This is a genomic window from Bradyrhizobium sp. Kon37 (assembly GCF_055807535.1).
Map to the genome: position 1 here is coordinate 1 of NZ_JBVVOY010000359.1, position 232 is coordinate 232.

The 232-nt window shown below is 67.2% G+C and carries 1 protein-coding gene; it reads right to left on the reverse strand.

Annotation, left to right across the window (positions count from 1 at the left end; all coding sequences use genetic code 11):
* The coding region (locus AC0L3J_RS38475) for a TetR/AcrR family transcriptional regulator C-terminal domain-containing protein (protein WP_473350633.1) at nucleotides 1-232 on the reverse strand (232 nt) is incomplete at both ends.

Genomic DNA, 232 nt, shown 5'->3' on the forward strand with positions numbered 1-232 from the left:
TGGGCGTCGGCCGTTTCCATCTGCGGTGCGCCCGGTCGCGTGCCGGGATGGATGCGCGCGCCATCGGGGTAGGCGAGCAGCGCCTGCCTGAAGCTGCGGGCATTCCCGATCAGACATGAGCGCCAGTCGTCGTCGGCTCTCGGCACCGAATGCGTATGATTCTCCGCCAGCATGGCTTCGGCCAGTGCGTCGAGCAGCGCCCGCTTTACTGGCACTTCAGGAACAAGCGGGC